Source organism: Thiospirochaeta perfilievii (assembly GCF_008329945.1).
GTDB lineage: Bacteria > Spirochaetota > Spirochaetia > DSM-2461 > DSM-2461 > Thiospirochaeta > Thiospirochaeta perfilievii.
The window spans coordinates 3,028,024-3,044,603 of sequence record NZ_CP035807.1; the positions used below are offsets into that span (position 1 = coordinate 3,028,024).

Below are 16,580 nucleotides of genomic sequence, written 5' to 3' on the forward strand. Positions count from 1 at the left end.
ACTTCCTCCTAAAACTACCTTTCAATGTGAGTTTTTATTTCTTTTGAAAATGTACCTGATGTCAATTTTAATTGTACATATTCAACTTCTAAAATGTTTTCAAGTTTAAAGGTTAAGTACTTATTATCTCCAAATTCTTTGGGAAAAATAATACTATCACTTTTTATTATAGAGTTATTATGAATAATTTCAACTTTTAATTTAGAAGATACTGTTGTTTCTTTTGCAGGTTTGATGTTTTGTGAAATTTTCACTGAAATAAGTATGTTTTCATCAAACTCAATTGCCTTTGCTGTTATTTTGTAGTTATCAACTCTAACATCCTTAGTAATTTTTATAAAAAAAGGAATAATTATTGTAGCAAAAAGCAGTATTATAAGTAGATCTATTATTAAAACTTTAAGTTGAGGATTTCTTTTGAAAAAACTTTTACTGTTCCTCTTCTCGTAAGCTCTCTTTGTCCCACTTGAGGCTGATTGTAATCTCTCTTTTCTACTAGAATAATAGTTAAGATCCATTTAATTCCCATCCTCTATAAGGATTTTGTCAGTTCTCCACATATTTATACCAGCAGCGTACTCTGTGCATAATAAACCAGTAAGTATACCCTCTGGATATGTTGTATAGAAACTTGAGTAAATTATATTGGAGTTATCAATATTTAAATCATATAGGCCTATAATATAACCATTCTCATTTGTAATAGTTAATGTTTGGGATTTCCCTCCATCTGTTTGGGCAATAAAATATAGATATTTACCTTTTACAATATCATGCAAAACATAGATTGTAGATTCACCTTTATCTTCGCCTACTGGAATATCCATCCAAGATATGTAGCTTTGTTCATTTAAATCGTAGTAATATACACGAGACTTAATATAATCCATTGAAATAGTTGCGCCTGTTTTTTCATCCGTTGTTTTCTTATAAAATGTTAATTCAACTAAAACCCTGTCCTTTTCTCTGTCGGGAATTATATTATTAATTTGAGTTATTGAGTCTTCCTCATTTTCTAGTTGTGGTAAATAATCTAAATCAATAATACTCTCATCAATAAACTCTCCTTCCTTAGTGAATCTATAAATTGACCAGAAATATGTAGTTTGAGTTACAACAATAATACGTTGTAAATGATCAGAGTAAATGTCATTAATAAAGGGGAATGGAGTACCCTCTAGTCCATCTTTTCCAATATAATTTATGTAGTTCCCCTTATCATCAAAAAAGGAAATAATTTGTTCGTTTAATATGTGCCTTTCTAAGTCACTTTTATCCTCTGTTGTATCATAGCTTTTATCTATATAATTTTCACTTAAAGCAGTGTCATATTTAATAGAATCAACAATGTAGATATAGTCATCATTTTTAGTTATAACACCTGGCTCATTAAAAGACCAAGAGTTTTCATCATGGGGGATTGAATCTGACTGCCTAGAAGGGGAAATTTTTAATAACAGATCACCATATGAGTTAAACTTCATTATTTTTTTTCCGTTACCATTTGAAATATAAAAAAGACCATCTTTCATTAATATATCAGTCTCTAAAGAGAACGATATCCCATCTCTAGTAAAAAAATCTAACTCGTTTTCCATATTTCCTATAGGAAGGGTAAACCTCTCTTCTTTGTCTAAAACGCCCTTGTTGATATTTTTATCACATGAAAAAAGTGTTAATAATATTGTTAAAATTAATATCAGTCTTTTTGATATCATTTTTTCTCCTTAGTAACTAGGTTAATAATAAATAATCATATCCATAATACAGTTTAATAGAATTTAAATAAAGTAATTCAATTAAATGTGGTTTTTATTATTAAGTCATATTACTCATAAACTTAAAAATAAAGAGAATCTTGACCTCTAATAAAAAAGGAGGTACATTTTAGACTATGATAGAAAAAGCATTAAACCTTTTATTTGGTTCAGAAAGAGAAAAAAATTTAAAAGAACTATTACCAATTTTAAATGAAATAAATTCTAAAGAGTTATGGGCAATGTCACTTAAGGATGAGGATTTTCCTAGAATGACTCAGAATTTTAAAGATAGATTAAATAATAATGAAACACTTGATGATATTTTACCAGAAGCTTTTGCTCTTTCAAGGGAAGCGGCTAGAAGAAAACTAGGTGAGAGAGCCTATGATGTTCAGCTCTTAGGTGGAATAGCCCTACATAAAGGTAATATTATGGAGATGAAAACTGGAGAGGGTAAAACTCTATCTTCAGTAGCTCCATCATATTTAAACTCATTAACTGGAAAAGGTGTTCATATGATTACAGTTAATGATTATTTAGCTAGTCGTGATGCTAAATGGATGACACCTGTTTTTGACTATCTAGGTTTAGAAGTAGGTTGTATCTTATCAAATATGGATCCTGAAACTAGAAAAGTTGAATATAAAAAAGATATAACCTATGGAACTAATAATGAGTTTGGTTTTGATTATCTAAGGGATAATATGAAGTGGGATATAGAGAAAAAAGCTCAAAAATCCCATGCTTTTTGTATAATTGATGAGATTGACTCCATTTTAATTGATGAGGCTAGAACACCTTTAATTATCTCTGGGGCCGTAGATGAAGACACTTCAAAATTTGATATTGTAAATCAATTAGTCTCTTATTTAGATGAAGTTGTTAAAGATCCAAAATCCGGTGAATATCCTAAAGAAGATATTTTTAATCCAGTTGAAATTATTGGAGATTATAAACTCGAAGAAAAAAATAAACGTGTCTCGTTTACTAATGATGGGATGAATAAGATAGAAGAGTTGTTGACTAAAAGAGGTGTTATTGAAGGATCTCTTTTTGATGAAGTAAACTTTGAATTTATACACTACTTTACCCAAGCTATGAAGGCTCATCATCTATTTCATAAAGACGTAGATTATGTAATACAGGATGGTCTTGTTCAAATTGTTGATGAATTTACTGGGCGTGTTTTAAATGGACGAAGATACTCTGAAGGTCTGCATCAAGCTATAGAGTCTAAGGAAGGTATTACTGTAGCAAAAAAGAATAAAACTTTAGCTAGTATTACATTTCAGAACTACTTTAGAATGTATGATAAAATATCAGGGATGACTGGTACTGCGGATACAGAGGCTAGGGAGTTCAGCAAAATCTATAACTTAGATGTTGTTGTAATACCTACAAATAGACCGATAGCTAGAATAGACCAAGAGGATGTAATCTACTTAAATAAAGAGTATAAATTAAAAGCCATAGCTGATGAGGTTAAAGAGGCTAATAAAAAAGGTCAACCTGTATTAATTGGTACAGTTTCCGTTGAAAGCTCCGAGGAGATTTCAAACTATTTTAGAAAAGCAGGGATCAGACATGAAATTTTAAATGCTAAAAATCATGGCAGAGAGGCTACTATAATTGCAGAGGCTGGTGCTAAAGGTTCTGTTACTATTGCAACAAATATGGCTGGTAGGGGTACCGATATTAAACTTGGTGGAAATCCAGAGTTAAGGGCAAGACGAAGAGTTGGAACCGATGCTACCCCTGAAGAGTATAAAAATGCATTAGAGATTGAGATCGAAAAGTCAAGGGCGGATTATGAAGAGGTAAAATCCCTTGGAGGTCTTTTTGTTATAGGTTCAGAAAGACATGAATCAAGGCGTATTGATAACCAACTTAGAGGTAGATCTGGTCGGCAGGGTGACCCTGGTAGAAGTCAATTTTTTGTATCTTTAGATGATGATTTAATGCGACTATTTGGTGGTGATAGATTTAAGTCTACTATGTCCCGTTTAGGTATGGAGGGTGGAGAACCTATTCAACATAAACTTATAAGTAACTCCCTTGAGAGGGCACAAAAGAAAGTTGAAGAAAGAAACTATGAAATTCGAAAACATCTTTTAGACTATGATGATGTTTTAAATAAGCAGAGAATTTTTATATATGAACAAAGAGATGAGGTCTTAGAGAACAGTGATCTTACATCCTATGTTTTTGAAACTGTAGAAGAGATTGTAGATATCTTATTAGATGATTTTGAAAATGAATCAAGAAGTAATAAAACTGAAGCATTTACAAGATTAACTTTAAGATTGAAGGATAACTTCTTTTATGAATTAACTGCAGATATTGATTTAGATTTAAAAAGTCTTAAAGAAAAGATAATCCAGGATCTATATCAGGATGTTGAAACAAAAAGCGAATTAGCTTCTAAGGAAGCCTTAAACCAGTTTTTAAAGTACGAATCCTTAAAAGCTTTAGACAACAAGTGGCAAGAGCATTTAGAGAGATTAGATGCATTAAGAGAAGAGGTAAATCTACGAACTTATGCTCAAAAGAATCCATTAGTAGAGTATAAAAATGAAGGTTTTGCTATTTTTGAATCTCTTATAGATGATGTTAAAGTTGATCTCGCTCGTAAACTAATGAAAATTAAGGTTCATAAAGAGAGAAGAACCCAAGGAATGAGACAAGTTCGTAACATTAATACAACCCACAGATCTATGGCACAAATGGCAGCTGTAAACGGTCAACGTCAAGAAGCTAACGGTAAAGGGGTACAGATTAAGCGGGTTGGTGAAAAGATTGGAAGAAATGATCCTTGTCCATGTGGAAGTGGAAAGAAGTATAAAAAGTGTTGTGGAGAAAATATTTAAGCACTTTTCCTTAGTAACTTTAGTTTATAGAGTATAATATCGATCATTTAACGATGAGTAATTTAAAATATTATAGAGTTCCTGATATATTAGATATAATGTATCAGGATATTATGAGTGGAATATATTTTTCAAATCAATATAGAAATGTTAGCAATAGAATACTGATTTCAAAGTGTAATATTGCTTGTGATTTATTACTTAAAACAGTTTTAACTGAAGATGAAATATTTAAGGAACTAGACTTTCCAGATAAGAATAGTTTTAAAAACTCTTTTAGAAACTTTCTAGGAATATCTCCCCTTGAATTTAGAAAAAGATTTGGAAGTTAAAAGGAGATAGCTCTCCTTTTAACTATTTACAGACTGATAGAACCGCATAGCTTGATGAGAGATCTTCTCGTAAAACAAGAACATCTTTTGGTACTTTTAGCTTTAAATTAGTAAAATTCCATATAGCAGATATTCCCGCATTAACTAACGTATCTGTTACTTCCTGGGCATTCTCAGATGGTACAGTTAAAATTGCAATGTCTACTGATTCATCTTTTACCATAGATGGAAGTTTATCCATTGGATAAGTCTCTACATTTATAATGAATTTTCCAATTTTATCTTCAGATGAATCAAATGAAGCTATTATATCCATACCATTTTGCTTAAATCCATGGTAACCAATAAGAGCTGTTCCTAGGTTTCCTGTTCCAATAACTATAGCCTTATGTTTTTTATCCCAATTTAAGAAAGATTCTATTGCGTTTTTGAGCTCTTTAACATCATAACCAACTCTAGGTTTTCCAACGATTCCTGTAACAGCCAAATCTTTACGAACTTGTATTGGTTCTAATTCTAGTTCGGATGCAATAACCGTTCCTGAGATAACTTTAAGATCTTTTTCTAAAGCTCTACGAATAACATTTAAATACGATGGTAAACGCCTAATAGTAGGAATACTAGCATCTATCTGTGAAAATCTTTTATTTTTCATGACAACCCTTAATTGAATGAATATGTATTAAGATATAAATATATCTATAATAAAATATAACACATTTTTGACAATTATGAAAATTACTATTAATATAATTTTATATCTTTTGTAATATACAAAAGTGACAATAATTAAGATTAAAATAGATAAAATCATTTCGAGTGGAGATGGATTAGGTTTTTTAGATGGTAAAGCGCATTTTGTTCCTCAAGCTCTTCCAAATGAGATAGTGGAAGTTCAGGTGATCGAGAACAAAAAAGGCTTTAATAGATGTAAACTTTTGAACATTATTAAAGCTTCTGAATTTCGAACAGAACCAATTTGTAAATACTACAATATTTGTGGTGGTTGTAATATGCAGCATACTATATATAATAATCAAATCACAATAAAAAAAGATATAATTCAAGATATATTTAGAAGAAATGGAAAAATTGAGTTAGAAGATTTTGAATTTGTTGAATCTAAAGATATTAATTATAGAAATAGAATACAGCTCCATAGGGGAAATAGTGGTATTGGATTTAAAAGAAGACAGAGTAACGAAGTTGTAGAGATTAACAACTGTCCCTTGCTTGTTGAAAAATTAAATCATTTTATACTAAACAAGTCGTATCCTAATGAGAATAAGATAACCTTATTTTCCAACGGTATTAACCATTTTATAGGCGGAAAGGATTCTGAAGCCCATGCCAAGATTCTTAACAAGGATATCTATTTCAATCCTGGTGGCTTCTTTCAAAGTAACATTTCAATACTACCTAAGTTAATTGATCTTGTTAATCGTTATGTAGTTGGTCCAAGGGTAATGGATCTATATTGTGGGGTAGGTCTATTTAGTGCTTTTTTACCAGAGAGTATCCAGAGTATTGTTGCTGTTGAGTTAGATTCCAGGGTTAAACCATTTATAGACCGAAATACTAATGGCAGAAATATAACTTTTTTCCCAATGAGCTTAGAGGAGTATATTTTAAGAGGTGAGCATGAAAAATCTATTATTGATACAATAATTGTTGATCCTCCTAGAAAGGGATTATCAGATGAGGTTAGGAATTTCTTAAAACATATATCATGCAAAAGAGTTATATATATATCCTGTGATCCAACAACCATGGCTAGGGATATAAAAGATCTTAATGAACATGGATATAAATTAATAGAGTTTAAATGTTTAGATTTTTATCCTAATACAAATCATATTGAATCCTTTGGTGTATTAGATTTTGAATAGAACCTATTTTATTATATTTATTTTGTTTTGTTCACATATATTCTCTCAAGATTTAACCCCTATCTGGCAGGTAGCCCTTCCTGGAGAGGTTGTTTCTACACCTGTAGAGAGGAAAAATAGTGAATTAATACTAATCTGTGAAGATAGACGCTTGTACTCTATAAATATAAAAAATGGAAATATAAATTGGAAAGTAAAACCTGGAGGCAAACTATCAGAACTCTATCTTTCCCCTGATGGGTCAATTATTACAAGGGATAACAGAGCTCTGTACTCTTATTATGGGGATGGAACATTAAGGTGGAGTATAGATTTTAAAGAAGGAATTACAAGTAATCTTACTTTGAATAAGAGAGGTGATATCTTTTTAGTTTCTAATATGCAGATATTTCAGATTAGTAGATTTGGCATTAAACATAGTGTTCTTAATAATGTACATACCAAAAAATTAGAAGCCATCTCTAACTCTCTAATACTGTATATTGAAGACAATAAACTATATTCAATTACTTTTGGGGGAGTATCAGCCTTCAATTTCAACTTAAAAAAGTCTCCTAAAATGATTACAAGTGATGATGATTTTTTCTATTTAGTTTTTAAGGAAGGAACTATTTCTAAGTTTAAAAACAGTGGAGAATTTGTTGAAACCTGGGAAAGTAAAATTAATAACCCTACAATGGTTGGCTTTAATCATAGAGGTGAATTAGTCTTAACTGGGGATGGAATCTCATCTATCTTTAAAAATTCGTACACATTTGAGACAAGTGGTGATAAGTCACTATTATTCTCCAATGGTTTTTTGGTTTATGGGAATGAAAAATGGATTTTAACTAGTTATCAATTAGGTTTAAATATTGAATATTATCCCTCTGGTAAAATGCAGGTTAATGATCGTTCTATCTCACTCTCAGATAAAAAAGTTTGGAATGATAGTAAATTAAGCAGTTATTATCGAAACATGATTTTAAGTGGTAATAGGGAGGTTCAATTAGGTGTGCTAAAAGAGCTTAAATTGAAAGTTGGTGATGCCGATATCCTAGATCAATATCCTAATTTTTACGAGATCCTTCTACTTGCTAGTTCTAATGTAGATATTAAGCATGATGTAAGAAAAGAAGCTTATAAAGTTATAGCTTTAAGTAAAGACCTCTCCTTTTTACCCTACTTGCTAAACGATCTTAAAAGTGAAGATTCATATATAATATTAACCTACATTTTTTATGCCTTAGGGCAGTTAGCTGCAGATATGGATGGCGATGTTATATCTCTTATTAGTGATCGAATAGATGATTATTTTGATGAAACCCTGGCAATTAATGGTTTATATGCATTGTATTATATAAATAATTATACAAATGGAGAATATGTCGATATAGTGTTTAGTGGTATAGAAAAAATACTTGCTAATGGTTATTCAAACAGTATTGATGAAAGATGTTACGATATAATAGATAGAATAAAATAGGAGTTAATTTTGAAGAAGTTATTAATATTATTAGTCTTAAGTTTATATTCAAACTTGTTTTCCGTTACTGTGGATAAGTTATTTCTAGAAGCTACTAAGTCAGAAAATCTGCAGTTTGAAAACTATATTGGACCCTATCTATTTTATAACTCAATAGGTGAAATTAGAAGTATTGGAACCTATCTAGCAAAAGAGATATCTACAGAGATTAAAAGTGATGCAAATTATTCTGATAAGTATAAGATGTATCATCGGCCTAAGTTGGAATGGGAAGAGAACATTATGTCCTGTGATGTTTTTGAGATCACATCCAAGGCTTTAATTGATAATTCAAACAATATAGAATTAATAATTTCCCAATACATAATGGATAGTTATGGGTATAATATTGATGATGCAGATCTGTTAGCCCATTTGATCCTAATGTATAATGCAGCCTACAGGTTAGATCAAAAACACTATAGTGACTATTACACAACAGAGAGTATTATATCTACAGAGAATTTAGGGATCGATTTAAGTTATTATAACTGGCCTGGAAAGACTTATATATATATACCTTTATCAAATAATATTAGCTTTGGGAAACTATCAAATATTGATTCAGATATATTAGTTGAAGATAAAATTATTGAAAAAATTACTGTAGATGATACAAATAATATAGAAATACGTGAAGATATAATTGAGTATAAAGAGAGAGAGTTAGAAGAAGTAATTGAAAATTTAGATGAACTAAAAGAGAGTTTGAATCAAATAGAACAACCAAACCAACCTAACGAACCTGAGATTATAAATGATAAGGTAGAAGAAAAACCTGAAGATGTGGCTGCAAAGGAATTAAAAAAAGAGATACTCAAAGTTCAAGAAGATATATTAGAAAAAGATGAAAAGATAGTAGAACTTAGAGATAATCTAGCAGATGATAAAAATGAACAGATAGTTGAAATAAAAAAAACTAACAGTAGTAGCAATTTTAAATATATTATGAATAGGGTAAATGGAGATTCCTACTCTGGAATTATTGTTAATCTAGATCAAGATGGTAATATTATTAATAAAAGTAGTGTAAACAGCATAAAAAATAATACTTTTAGTATCAAAGCTGACTACCTATATATTATAGCTGGTGGATCTAATTCCAATCAAATAATTACCCTTGGTAGATTATCAGCAGCAACCCTTGATAATGAATTATGGGGGGCAGTACCATGTTACGAAAAGTCACCAATATTTATTTCTGGGAAGAATATCTATGTATTAATAGTTGAAGAGGGAAAATACTACCTAGGAGAATTTGACTTAGATTTAAATCTTGTTAGAAAAAATAGTGAGCCTGTATATAAGGATAGTTTTATAGTTCTTAAGAGTGATACTTTTTATATACAAGGTCTTGATAATAATATAAAATTGGTTAATTTGTCTGATTTTTCATCAGATTAATAGATATAGGAGTTTTCATGGTTGATTTTAATAGTAAATTTTTTGGTAGGACTATAGCTGTAGTTGAGGATTTAACAATTGATGAACAGTTGTATTTATACAATAAAACTAGAGAATTAAAAGAGGCTATTTTAACTGGGGAAAATCTTGATAAATTTAAATTAAATGATCCAACATTTGGTATTTACTTAATGTTTTTTGAGAGTAGTACAAGGACAAAAGAGTCATTTAGAAATGCAGCTAAATTTCATAATGTTAAACTAAATAATTTTGATGTTTCAAGTTCTTCATTTAATAAAAGTGAGAGTATTCTAGATACAGTAAAGATGCTTTATGGCTACTCAGATAAGTCTATGTTTATTATGCGAACAGCAAGTGAAGGTGTATGTAGGTTTTTAGAAGAAAAAATCAGCGATTATAGTAACTTAACTAATCTCCCAAGAGCCGGATTTATAAATGCAGGAGATGGTAAACATGAACATCCCACTCAAGAGTTCTTAGATGAGTTTTCTTTTATGGAACACAAAAAATGGGATAGAGAAGAGATACATATAGCACTTGTTGGTGATCTATTTCATGGAAGAACTGCCCATTCTAAAGCAAATGGTCTTAAAATATTTAAAAGAGTTAAAGTAGATTTAATTGCTCCTAAAGAGTTAGCTATGCCCCAAGAGTATATTGACGTTATGGTAGAAAATGGATTTGAAATCAGGTATTTTAATTCAATTGAAGCGTATTTAAATAATGATGAAGTATCAAATATTTGGTATTTTACTAGATTACAATTAGAGCGAATGGGTGATAAAGTTTTAGATAGAGCAGATGAGTTAAGGAATTCTGTAATCTTTAATAAAGAGTTTATAGATAAATTACCACCTAATACTAAATTTTTTCACCCACTACCTAGGCACAGTATATATCCTGTTATTCCATCATTTTTAGATGATACTGAACTAAACGGATGGGATTTACAATCTATTAATGGATATTACACTAGAATTATAGAGATAGGTCTATTAGGAGGGGCATTTGGAAGTGATTTTAAAACACAAAATAGTATAAAGGCGAAATCTAATTCTAATACCTATATTAATGAAATAGAAGTAACAGGTAAGTCTAAAATCCAAGATTCATGGAAAGTTGGAATTAAACCTGTAGATAATGGGATTGTTATAGACCATATCGGACGGGGTCTACCTTTAAATGAAATTTGGGACTTAGTTGATAGAGTTCGTAGAGTTATGAAATTCAATCTAAGAAGTTCCCATGGTGTGTTTCATACTAAAGATACATCGGTTTATAAAGGGATTATCTCAATACCAGATGTTACAGATCTAGATGAAAAACAGGTCAAAATGTTATCAGCCATTTCTCCAGGTTGTTCTGTAAATATTATTAAAAACTCCTACGTTTTTAGAAAATATCGTTTATCTATGCCCCTGCAATTTTTAACTTTAAAGAGATTTCATGTAAAAATCCAAATTGTATATCAAGTAAAGATAATCACGAAAATATTGTTACCTACTTTAATAAATCATCCAATGATAAATTTATCTGTAAGTATTGTAGTAAAAGCTATAGTTATGATGAAATCTGGTAATTAAACTAGGTTGGATAAAAACTTTATACTTTTCACCTTTAATATAGGCCCATTAAATGTTTTTATCCTTCCATAGGTTTCAATTATATCACCTGGTTTTAACTCTATCTCTTTCCTTGTTGAATAATGTATACAAACATCTCCAAAAATATATTTATTTCTATCTACCTGCATCCAGAAATATACTGTATATACACCATAACAATTAATAACTGAAAATGACTTTGAACTTACAATCCCTTTTACCTTCTCCATATATGTTTTTTAGTCCTTTTTTTTATTTTGCTTCATAATTGTGTATTTTTATCATTTAATAATATAATATATGTAATATGTCGATAAAAGAAAATCTAGAATATATACATAACTCAATAGAAGAGATAGCTCTAAAAAACAATAGGGATATATCTAGTATAAAGTTATTAGCTGTATCTAAAACTAAACCCATAGAGCTATTACAGGAAGCATATAATGAAGGTCAAAGACTCTTTGGTGAAAATAGAGTTAGTGAGGCGGAGATAAAAGTGCCTCTTCTACCTAAAGATGCTGAGTTTCATCTCATTGGGCATCTACAGAGTAATAAAGTAAAAAAAGCCTGTAAATATTTTAAATGTATTCAATCTGTTGACTCATTAAAAATTGCAAAAAAAATAGATAAGACATGTTATGAGTTTAATAAGGTGATGGATGTCTATTTGGATATTAATATTGCAAATGATAAAAATAAAACAGGATTTATTGTTAATGATAGTTTCTTTACAATATTTGAGGAATTGAAGGAATTAAAGAATATAAATATATTGGGCTTAATGTGCATTGGAGCTCATGTTGAGGATAGGGATGAAATATCTAACAGCTTTAAGGATCTAAGAATGCTGTTAAATACTTTAAAATCCAAATATCCAGATTTTAATGGGGATAAATTATCTATGGGAATGAGTAGTGATTACTTTGAAGCTATAAAAGAGGGTTCGACTATGGTTCGTATTGGGAGTAGTATTTTTGGTTCGAGGTTATAGTGAAAAAACTTATAGCTTTACTTTTAATATTTTCATGTTTAAATCTATATAGTGAAGAAGCAGTTGCTGAACCATATAAAGCAGATGAGTTTAGTCCTGTTTTACATGATATTAGAAGAGCTTCAATAATATTCTGTGGAGCATTTCCCCTTGGATATATGTACTCATCTATTATAATGGATCCAGTATTTAATAGTTCAGGTGTTTACAATGATCTTGATGAGATAGAAAAGAATAATAAAGAGATAGAAACTAAACTAATTAGTAGTTTAATATTTTCAGGGTTAATAATGTTTATAGATTTCATTATAGAAAAGGTTTTTAGAAGGTAAGATTTTTGATAGAAAGAGAGAGTTTAGAGATTACTGTTAGCTGCAGTAGTACAATACGGATTGATAGATATATTTCGGAAGAAGGGATATTAACAAGAAATCAAATAAAAGAGAGGGATTTAAGAATCTTTCTTAATGATAAAGAGATTAAGCATTCAGCTAAAGCTAAAAATGGTGCTAAATATCAAATATCCTGGAATAAAGAGGTTGAAATAAACATTGAACCTGAAAAAATGGACTTAAATGTTATATATGAAGATAAAAATTGTGTAGTAATATCTAAGGAACAAGGTATTGTTGTTCACCCATCTATAGGAAATTATACTGGAACATTAGTACAAGGGTTAATGTATTATATTACAAACTTATCAGATAATTTTGATGGTGATGTTTTACGTCCTGGTATAGTTCATCGTTTAGATAAAGATACCTCAGGTGTAATAATTACAGCAAAAAATAGTGATTCACTAGCTTTTCTATCTAAGCAGTTTAAAGATAGAACAAATATAAAGGAGTATTTAGCTATAATAAAAGGTACTCCCGTAAAGAAACGAGATACAATAAAGAGTTACTTAAAACGAGATTCTAGGGACAGAAAAAAGTTTATGTCCTCCGATGAAGAACAAAATGGAAAATATGCTGAAACTGATTATGTTATTTTAGCATCTAATGGTGACTACTCTCTGGTAAAACTAATATTAAAAACAGGAAGAACACACCAAATTAGAGTACATTTAAAATCTATAGGTCATCCTATACTAGGGGACCCAATATATTCTAGAACTGATTCAAAATATAGGGAAGAAACATTAATGCTTCACTCATACCACCTAGGTATAAATTTAATGGATACAGAAGATATGTCCCATTTTTACTCTCCAGTTCCCAAAAGAATGTTGGAGTTTTTATCTAAAGAAGAGATTGAGATTCCAACTATTTTAATGGAGCATATAGATTAAACATCTTTTTTTCAGATATTAATATTGATGGAGGACCATGCCCTGGGAAAACTAGGGAATGGTCATCTAGGGTTAGAAGTTTAGTTTCAATAGAATCAATTAGAATCTCCTCTTCAAATTTAGAATCTGTTTTTCCTAATAGCCCTGCTGTAATAACATCCCCTACAAAAAGATAATTTCCAATTTGATATATTAGAGAGTCTGAAGAGTGTCCAGGTACATGTAATACTTTAACCTCTAAGTCGGATAGTATTAATACTTCCCCATCCACAAGACTATTGGACTCAAAATCTCCAATATGGGAGTAGTAAGAATAAATTTCTGCATTGTAAATCTTTTTAATTGTTTTTAATGCGGCAAAATGATGTTTGTGTGCATGGGTAATTAAAATATGTTTTACATAAAAATTATTATTCTCAATTAACTCTAACATATGAATATCCATAATAGCTGGATCAATTAGAATAGCATCTCCACCATTATCTGGACCAACAATATAAGTGTTCGCTTTTCCAAACATAGAAAAGTGTTTAAGTAGTTTCATAGTAGTTTCCTCTATCAAAAAATGCCTCTTCTATATTTGATAGTTTAAATGAGGTTTTATTGTTAATGTAGTCTGAGAAGTCTACTCTTTTTAAGTTACAGTCAGTAAACATTGAATTATCTATAAATGACCCAATAAATCTAGATAGATATAGATCTGAGTTGTTAAAAGTACTGTTTTTTATTGATGAAATATTAAAGTTGTTATTTAATATATCACTATTTGAGAAGTTAACATTTATAATTTCTGATTCAGAGAAAACAGAATCAACAATAATGCTATTCTTAAAGGATGTATTGGTAAAAGTACTATTGTTAAAGAAACATAAGCTTATCTTACTATTAATAAGTTTGGTATTATTGAAAATTCCATTACTAAAAAAACAGAAACTAAAAGTTTTATTAGACATATCAATATTTGAGAAGTCAATATTTGAGAAGTTTTCATTAAAAAATGTACTTTTAGAACAGATATAATCTTTCCATTTACCCATAATCTAACAATAATTTGTTTAGACTTAATTATCAAGGATTGTTATATAAATCTTTTTCCTGGATTTACTATTTATAATTGGTGAATTATACTGTTGAAATGTTTTTTCAAGATTTATATATTAAAGGTTTTTTTCATGGATAAGCCAATAGTTGTTTTTGATTCAGGAGTTGGAGGTTTACCCTATCTAGTCCATCTAAGGAATAGGTTTAGTTGGGAAGATTTTGTATATATTGCTGATAATAAAAACTTTCCCTATGGAGAAAAGACGGAAGAGTCTTTAGTTCAAATTATATCAATACTTGTAACAAATATTATTAAAAGGTTTAACCCTAAGGCTATTGTTGTAGCTTGTAATACAGCAAGTGTAACATCTTTAAAGTATATAAGAGAACTTACATCAATCCCTATCATAGGCGTAGTTCCAGCAGTAAAACCTGCCTCTGATATAACAAGAAATAATAAAATTGGGGTTTTGGCAACAAAAAGAACAGTGAGGGGACAGTATTTACAAGACCTAATAAATAAGTTCTCACCAGATAAAGAAGTTGTATTAGTTGGTGCTGGAGATATTGTAAATTTTGTTGAAACAAAAATGTATAATCTAGAACAAGATGAAATAAAAGAGTATATAAGAGATCAGGTTGAGCCATTTAAAAAGAGCGGGGTAGACTCTATAGTTCTTGGTTGTACCCATTTTATACACGTTTCAGATGAGATTGAAGAAGCTTTAGGAAGTGGTGTTAAGATTATTGATTCAAGGGATGGTGTTACAAGACAGGTAGGTCGTGTTACAGATATAGGTAAAGTTCGTGAAAGAGTGGGTACTAGTTCTTTCTTTTTAACAAATAGTAGGGATGTAGATTCTTATATTGTATTTTGTAAAAAACATAATGTGGAATTTAAAGGAGAATTTTAGAGTTGATAAAAGGTGTAATTCTTTGGGGTATGAACAATATATTTAATGTATTGGTAGATGGAAAGAGGATTGAGTGTAGAATTAAAGGTAAGGTTTTAAAGGATAGAACAAAAGCTTATAATCCTTTAGCAAGTGGTGATATTGTTACCATTGAACTTGATCCTATAAATGAAAACTTTGGTTTAATATTATCAAGGGAGGATAGGAAGAACCACTTTTCAAGATGGAATAAAAAAAGAAATGCACCACAAATTATCGCTGCTAATGTTGATCAAGTTATATGTGTCTGTTCCCCTGAATCTCCCCCTTTTAGACCTCGTTTTATAGATAGAGCTATAATTTCTGCTGAAAATGGTGGAATAAAACCAATAGTAGTTCTCAATAAGATTGATCAAAATATTTCAAAAGAGGTAGAAAACCGTCTAGAAGGATATCGAGAATTAGGATATGAAATTTTAAGAGTTTCTGCTAAAAATGGAGAAAATATTGAAAAACTACGTAGTATTCTAAAATCTAAAACAACAGCATTTGTTGGACAATCTGGAGTTGGTAAGTCAACTTTGTTAAATAGCTTAAATCCGGAACTAATGTTGAGAGTTGGAGAAGTATCAGAAAAATTTAATAGAGGTAAACACACCACTTGTTATGCTGTAATGGTCCCTCTAGAGGATTATACAATAATAGATACCCCAGGGATTAGAGAGTTAAATTTATTTGGTGTAGATCCATCAGTATTATCCCATTTCTTTCCTGAATTTGATATGTATTGGGGTGATTGTAAATTTAAAGGTTGTACACATACCCATGAACCTGGTTGCGCAATTAAGAAAGCTATTGAAGATGGCAATATTAACGAGGATAGATTTAAAGGATATAACTCTATAATCAGTGAACTAGAGGACTCTTTGGTAAAATTTTATTAAGTTCTATTGAAAGAGATTGTTCAAGAGGGTACAATA

Annotated in this window: 17 protein-coding genes; 11 read left to right on the forward strand and 6 right to left on the reverse strand. The window is 30.0% G+C overall.

The window, feature by feature from the left end; all coding sequences use genetic code 11:
* Positions 1–14 precede the first annotated feature (14 nt).
* Positions 15–518 carry a hypothetical protein gene (locus tag EW093_RS14055; protein WP_149569009.1) on the reverse strand — a complete coding sequence of 168 codons (504 nt, stop codon included), beginning with the start codon at positions 516–518 and terminating at the stop codon, positions 15–17.
* Positions 519–1,718 (reverse strand): LIC_12708 family protein, encoded by a 1,200-nt coding sequence (locus tag EW093_RS14060; RefSeq protein ID WP_149569010.1) that lies wholly within the window; start codon positions 1,716–1,718, stop codon positions 519–521.
* Positions 1,719–1,894: 176 nt separating this feature from the next.
* Here EW093_RS14060 and secA point away from each other — a divergent pair, with 176 nt between their 5' ends.
* Both secA and EW093_RS14070 read left to right on the forward strand, forming a co-directional pair.
* The gene (secA, locus tag EW093_RS14065) at positions 1,895–4,627 is read left to right on the forward strand and encodes a preprotein translocase subunit SecA (RefSeq protein ID WP_149569011.1); all 2,733 of its coding nucleotides are present in this window, start codon (positions 1,895–1,897) and stop codon (positions 4,625–4,627) included.
* Positions 4,628–4,680: 53 nt separating this feature from the next.
* On the forward strand, positions 4,681–4,959 hold the full coding sequence (locus tag EW093_RS14070) for a helix-turn-helix domain-containing protein (protein WP_149569012.1): 279 nt from the start codon (positions 4,681–4,683) through the stop codon (positions 4,957–4,959).
* Positions 4,960–4,981: 22 nt separating this feature from the next.
* On the opposite strand, the gene EW093_RS14075 is transcribed toward EW093_RS14070, so the two are convergent.
* The gene (locus EW093_RS14075; protein WP_149569013.1) at positions 4,982–5,614 is read right to left on the reverse strand and encodes a redox-sensing transcriptional repressor Rex; all 633 of its coding nucleotides are present in this window, start codon (positions 5,612–5,614) and stop codon (positions 4,982–4,984) included.
* A gap of 124 nt (positions 5,615–5,738) precedes the next feature.
* On the opposite strand from EW093_RS14075, the gene EW093_RS14080 reads away from it, so the two are divergent.
* The 4 genes from EW093_RS14080 to pyrB are packed head-to-tail and all read left to right on the forward strand — an operon-like array spanning position 5,739 to position 11,360.
* Entirely contained in the window at positions 5,739–6,848 is a 1,110-nt protein-coding gene (locus tag EW093_RS14080) for a class I SAM-dependent RNA methyltransferase (protein WP_149569014.1), read from the forward strand.
* A 22-nt stretch (positions 6,849–6,870) separates the two neighbouring features.
* Positions 6,871–8,313, forward strand: coding sequence for a hypothetical protein (locus EW093_RS14085; RefSeq protein ID WP_149569015.1), 1,443 nt, complete (start codon positions 6,871–6,873; stop codon positions 8,311–8,313).
* Between the two features lie 9 nt (positions 8,314–8,322).
* Positions 8,323–9,756 (forward strand): P83/100 family protein, encoded by a 1,434-nt coding sequence (locus EW093_RS14090; RefSeq protein ID WP_187759722.1) that lies wholly within the window; start codon positions 8,323–8,325, stop codon positions 9,754–9,756.
* Between the two features lie 17 nt (positions 9,757–9,773).
* Positions 9,774–11,360, forward strand: coding sequence for an aspartate carbamoyltransferase (gene pyrB, locus EW093_RS14095; RefSeq protein WP_425473362.1), 1,587 nt, complete (start codon positions 9,774–9,776; stop codon positions 11,358–11,360).
* On the opposite strand, the gene EW093_RS14100 is transcribed toward pyrB, so the two are convergent.
* Entirely contained in the window at positions 11,357–11,611 is a 255-nt protein-coding gene (locus tag EW093_RS14100) for a hypothetical protein (protein ID WP_149569017.1), read from the reverse strand. The two genes, pyrB and EW093_RS14100, sit on opposite strands and share 4 nt — an antisense overlap.
* Positions 11,612–11,688: 77 nt before the next feature.
* Between EW093_RS14100 and EW093_RS14105 the strand changes: the two genes are divergently transcribed.
* From EW093_RS14105 to EW093_RS14115, 3 genes are read left to right on the forward strand one after another with little or no spacing between them, the layout of a single operon-like run.
* Complete coding sequence (locus tag EW093_RS14105; protein WP_149569018.1) at positions 11,689–12,375, forward strand: YggS family pyridoxal phosphate-dependent enzyme; 687 nt, start codon at positions 11,689–11,691, stop codon at positions 12,373–12,375.
* A complete protein-coding gene (locus EW093_RS14110; RefSeq protein ID WP_149569019.1) occupies positions 12,375–12,707 on the forward strand; it encodes a hypothetical protein in 333 nt (110 codons plus the stop codon). The genes EW093_RS14105 and EW093_RS14110 overlap by 1 nt, the downstream gene beginning before the upstream one ends.
* 5 nt (positions 12,708–12,712) lie before the next feature.
* Positions 12,713–13,666, forward strand: a complete 954-nt coding sequence (locus EW093_RS14115) for an RluA family pseudouridine synthase (protein ID WP_149569020.1) — start codon at positions 12,713–12,715, stop codon at positions 13,664–13,666.
* On the opposite strand, the gene EW093_RS14120 is transcribed toward EW093_RS14115, so the two are convergent.
* Positions 13,641–14,210, reverse strand: coding sequence for an MBL fold metallo-hydrolase (locus tag EW093_RS14120; RefSeq protein WP_149569021.1), 570 nt, complete (start codon positions 14,208–14,210; stop codon positions 13,641–13,643). The genes EW093_RS14115 and EW093_RS14120 overlap by 26 nt on opposite strands.
* Positions 14,197–14,703: a pentapeptide repeat-containing protein gene (locus tag EW093_RS14125; RefSeq protein WP_149569022.1), complete on the reverse strand. Its 507-nt coding sequence runs from the start codon at positions 14,701–14,703 to the stop codon at positions 14,197–14,199. The genes EW093_RS14120 and EW093_RS14125 overlap by 14 nt, the downstream gene beginning before the upstream one ends.
* Positions 14,704–14,838: 135 nt before the next feature.
* Between EW093_RS14125 and murI the strand changes: the two genes are divergently transcribed.
* Together murI and rsgA are read left to right on the forward strand one after the other, a co-directional pair.
* Positions 14,839–15,621 carry a glutamate racemase gene (murI, locus tag EW093_RS14130; protein WP_149569023.1) on the forward strand — a complete coding sequence of 261 codons (783 nt, stop codon included), beginning with the start codon at positions 14,839–14,841 and terminating at the stop codon, positions 15,619–15,621.
* Positions 15,622–15,623: 2 nt separating this feature from the next.
* The gene (rsgA, locus tag EW093_RS14135; protein ID WP_149569024.1) at positions 15,624–16,544 is read left to right on the forward strand and encodes a ribosome small subunit-dependent GTPase A; all 921 of its coding nucleotides are present in this window, start codon (positions 15,624–15,626) and stop codon (positions 16,542–16,544) included.
* Positions 16,545–16,580: the final 36 nt, after the last annotated feature.

What these genes read in the sequence shown, in the direction of transcription:
- EW093_RS14055 (WP_149569009.1), bottom strand. Translation starts at nt 518, where the DNA reads ATGGATCTTAACTATTATTCTAGTAGAAAAGAGAGATTACAATCAGCC.
- EW093_RS14060 (WP_149569010.1), bottom strand. Translation starts at nt 1,718, where the DNA reads ATGATATCAAAAAGACTGATATTAATTTTAACAATATTATTAACACTT.
- secA (WP_149569011.1), top strand. Translation starts at nt 1,895, where the DNA reads ATGATAGAAAAAGCATTAAACCTTTTATTTGGTTCAGAAAGAGAAAAA.
- EW093_RS14070 (WP_149569012.1), top strand. Translation starts at nt 4,681, where the DNA reads ATGAGTAATTTAAAATATTATAGAGTTCCTGATATATTAGATATAATG.
- EW093_RS14075 (WP_149569013.1), bottom strand. Translation starts at nt 5,614, where the DNA reads ATGAAAAATAAAAGATTTTCACAGATAGATGCTAGTATTCCTACTATT.
- pyrB (WP_425473362.1), top strand. Translation starts at nt 9,774, where the DNA reads ATGGTTGATTTTAATAGTAAATTTTTTGGTAGGACTATAGCTGTAGTT.
- EW093_RS14100 (WP_149569017.1), bottom strand. Translation starts at nt 11,611, where the DNA reads ATGGAGAAGGTAAAAGGGATTGTAAGTTCAAAGTCATTTTCAGTTATT.
- EW093_RS14105 (WP_149569018.1), top strand. Translation starts at nt 11,689, where the DNA reads ATGTCGATAAAAGAAAATCTAGAATATATACATAACTCAATAGAAGAG.
- EW093_RS14120 (WP_149569021.1), bottom strand. Translation starts at nt 14,210, where the DNA reads ATGAAACTACTTAAACACTTTTCTATGTTTGGAAAAGCGAACACTTAT.
- EW093_RS14125 (WP_149569022.1), bottom strand. Translation starts at nt 14,703, where the DNA reads ATGGGTAAATGGAAAGATTATATCTGTTCTAAAAGTACATTTTTTAAT.
- murI (WP_149569023.1), top strand. Translation starts at nt 14,839, where the DNA reads ATGGATAAGCCAATAGTTGTTTTTGATTCAGGAGTTGGAGGTTTACCC.